The following is a 2866-nucleotide window of genomic DNA, read 5'->3' as shown; positions in this document are numbered from 1 at the left end:
CGTGCGCAAGCCAGCGCCCCCTGCGCCCGCGCCATCGATGCCCGTTGCGCAGGAAGCGCCGCCGATGCCCCCGGGCGAGGCCTCGGCCACGGCAGAGGCTCCCGCCGCAGACACTACGGCCATGGCATCGGCTGGAACCGCCGTGCCGGAGGGCGCGGCCTCCGAGACAGCCACAGCGCCCGAGCAGGCCGCCTCCGCTGCGTCCAGCCCCGCATCGGCCGCAGCCGCCTCGCCCACCGCAGCGGCATCTTCCCCCACCGACAGCGCCCAGGACAGCAGCGCCGGCGTGGACATTCGACCGCCCGGCGCCGGCGCCAACACGGCCAGCACCACGCCGCCGCCCGCCCGCCTGCCCGATCCGGTGCGCCTGGAGTTCGAGGTGAGCGGCCAGGCCAAGAAGTTCAACTACCGCGCCAGTGCCGAACTGCTGTGGCGCCACGATGGCGCCCGCTACGAGGCCCGGCAGGAGATCAAGGCCTTCCTGATCGGCGCGCGCTCGCAGACCAGCACCGGGCAGGTGACCGCCAGCGGCCTGCAGCCGGAACGCTTCGGCGACAAGGCCCGCAGCGAGCAGGCCGCGCATTTCAACTTCGGCCAGGGGCGCGTGACCTTCAGCGCCAACACGCCGCAGGCCGCCATCGGCGCCGGCGCGCAGGACCGCCTGAGCGTGTTCATCCAGCTGGGCGCCCTGCTGGCCGCCGCCCCCGAGCGCTATCCCGACGGCACCCAGATCACCCTGACCACCGTGGGCGCGCGCTACGCCGACCGCTGGACCTTCACCGTGGAAGGCACCGAGATGCTGGACCTGCCCCGCGGCGCCACCCCCGCGCTCAAGCTGCAGCGCCTGCCGCGCAAGGAATACGACCAGAAGGCCGAGCTGTGGCTCGCGCCGTCGCTGGGCTTTCTGCCGGCGCGCATCCGCATCACGCAGTCCAACGGCGACTTCGCCGACCTGCGCCTGAGCGCCAACGCACCGCCCTGATCGCGGCTTGCGGCGCGGCGAACCGCCCGAGAACCTGTGCGGTTTCGCCCACATGGGCGTGGGACAGTGCGGTTACTTCGCGGATCAGGCCGCCCGCGCACAGGATTCATGAAATACTGTTTTCACGCAGCCGGCGGGTTTTCACCGACCGCCAAAAGCGCCAGGGCTTGAACTTAGCGACCTGGGTGGCCATCTGACAGCAACACACCGACAGAGGAACACCATGCACATGCTCTATGACTCCGAAACCTTCGTGGTGGTCCACATGCAGCCGGATGCCGCCGCGGACGGCGCCCCCAAAGGCTGGCCCACCCCGCCCCAGTTGGCGCGCCACGGCTTCGAAATCGTGGACAAGCGCTCCGGCAAGGAGGTGTACCTGGACGGCTCGTGGGCCGAAATGTTCCAGCAGCAGATCCTGGCCTGGCAGCGCGACACCCCCACTCAGGAAGAAGTCGAGGACACGCTGGACGGCTACGTGGGGCTGGCGCAAAACCCGGTGGTGGTGCACTGACGAACCTTGCATCGCCCACACCATCCCACGGCCACGGGGATGGGCTCCGTGGCTCCTTCCTTTTTAGGCAAGTCATTGACATGAATGGCGTCTGCCACTGGGGCACTCATTTTCAAGTCGTGTCAGCCCAGGCACACTCCATGGGGCAGCGCGGCTAGCCGGCCGGCTTCGTCGCCGGGTAAATCCACCGATACAACGGCGCCACCAGCAGCAGCACGGCGATCAGCCGGCACACCTGGAAGGCCGTCACCACCGGCACGCCCAACTGCAGCACCTTGGCGGTGATCGACATCTCGGCGATGCCGCCGGGGGCCGAGGCCAGCACCATCGTCACCCAGTGCAGCCCGGTGGCCTGGGACAGCGCCACCGCGAACAGGGCGCACACGGCGAGCAGCACCAGCGTGCCGATCGCCACCGAGCCCAGCCAGCGCGGCGCGGTGTGCAGAAAGCCGGGGCGAAAACGCACCCCCAGGCTGACGCCGATCACCAGCTGCGCGGCGTTGACGAGCGCCTGCGGCACGGCCGACAGCGTGATGCCCGCCATGGCCAGGCCCATCGAGACCAGCAGCGCGCCCATGAACCAGGGATTGGCGCGGCCCAGGCGATCCATCGCCAGCGCGCCCAGGCCGGTGAGGCCGGCCAGCAGCGCCAGGCCCTGCACGTCCACCACGCGCACGGCGGGCGGCAGCAGGTCCAGGCCGTGCAGGCCACTGAACTGCAAAGCGAACGGAATGGTCACCGTCACGATCACCAGCCGCAGGCTGTGGCTGGCGGCCACGAGGTCGGTGCGGGCCTGCTCGCGCTCGGCCAGCAGGGTCATCTCCGAGGCCGCGCCGATGGCGCCCGAGAAATAGCTGGTCGCGCGCACCACCGGCGCCGGGACGCCCGGCAGGTGCGGCGCGTGCACGCGGTACAGCCATGCGCCGAACAGCCAGCCCCCGAACAGCGCCCACGCCACGCCCAGCGCGATCACCCACCACAGCCTCGCCACCAGCGTGGTGACCTGCGGCGTGAAATACAAACCCAGCACCGCACCCAGGGTCCACTGCCCGGCATTGCGAAGGCGCCGCGAACTGGCCGTGGGCACGCCCGAGATGGACAGCAGCGCGGTGGCGACCAGCGGGCCGATCATCCAGGGCAGCGGCGTGTGCAGGGCCAGACACACCACCGCGGCCGCCAGGGCCAGGGCCAGGGTGAGAAGAATGCGGGCAGGTGGAAAAGAGAGCATCGGCGGGCGCGGAACGGCGAAATCCAGGGGAAGGGAAAGTATCGCCCGCGCGGCACCGGCCCCCTTCCCGCTGCCAGGATTGCGATGGAAAAAGGCCGAATGCCCTAGTACTCATTGCCCTTGATGCTATTTATTTAATAGCAAA

General features: G+C 69.8%; 3 protein-coding genes. 2 read left to right on the top strand and 1 reads right to left on the bottom strand.

Going from position 1 to position 2866, the window contains the following annotated elements; genetic code table 11:
* Both AC27IO_RS22440 and AC27IO_RS22435 read left to right on the top strand, forming a co-directional pair.
* On the top strand, positions 1–982 hold a 982-nt coding region (locus tag AC27IO_RS22440; RefSeq protein ID WP_498740850.1), incomplete at its 5' end, for a DUF3108 domain-containing protein.
* 223 nt (positions 983–1205) lie between these two features.
* Positions 1206–1493 (top strand): BTH_I0359 family protein, encoded by a 288-nt coding sequence (locus tag AC27IO_RS22435; RefSeq protein ID WP_272566968.1) that lies wholly within the window; start codon positions 1206–1208, stop codon positions 1491–1493.
* A gap of 154 nt (positions 1494–1647) precedes the next feature.
* On the opposite strand, the gene AC27IO_RS22430 is transcribed toward AC27IO_RS22435, so the two are convergent.
* Positions 1648–2721 (bottom strand): AbrB family transcriptional regulator, encoded by a 1074-nt coding sequence (locus AC27IO_RS22430; protein WP_498740848.1) that lies wholly within the window; start codon positions 2719–2721, stop codon positions 1648–1650.
* Between the last annotated feature and the right edge of the window lie 145 nt (positions 2722–2866).

The sequence above is a fragment of the Acidovorax sp. KNOB132 genome, assembly GCF_057541515.1.
Note: the sequence above shows the minus strand (reverse complement) of the source record. Positions and strands in the feature narration are given on the sequence as shown.

What these genes read in the sequence shown, in the direction of transcription:
- AC27IO_RS22435 (WP_272566968.1), top strand. Translation starts at nt 1,206, where the DNA reads ATGCACATGCTCTATGACTCCGAAACCTTCGTGGTGGTCCACATGCAG.
- AC27IO_RS22430 (WP_498740848.1), bottom strand. Translation starts at nt 2,721, where the DNA reads ATGCTCTCTTTTCCACCTGCCCGCATTCTTCTCACCCTGGCCCTGGCC.